Source organism: Peptacetobacter sp. AB800 (genome assembly GCF_047807365.1).
Lineage (GTDB): Bacteria > Bacillota > Clostridia > Peptostreptococcales > Peptostreptococcaceae > Peptacetobacter.
Window position 1 is genome coordinate 1 of record NZ_JBLOUI010000148.1, and the last position, 213, is coordinate 213.

The following is a 213-nucleotide window of genomic DNA, read 5'->3' on the forward strand; positions in this document are numbered from 1 at the left end:
AGAAAATTCCTTACCTCTATCTGGAGTAATAGTTTTTAAAGGAAGATCCTTCAAAGTTTCTATAAGCGCAGCTGTTACAAAGTGACTATTTTTCCGATTAACTTTTCTAATTGCACCTTTATTTCCTCTAGATTTTTTCTCAGCTTTTGTATCAAATAATCCCTTATATATACCTCTGTATATTGTCGGATAACTTATGCTAAGATTAGTTTT

Annotated in this window: 1 pseudogene; it reads right to left on the reverse strand. The window is 30.5% G+C overall.

What is annotated here, in order from left to right:
• Window positions 1-213, reverse strand: a pseudogene (locus tag ACK2WN_RS12510) (hypothetical protein); the annotation flags it as partial.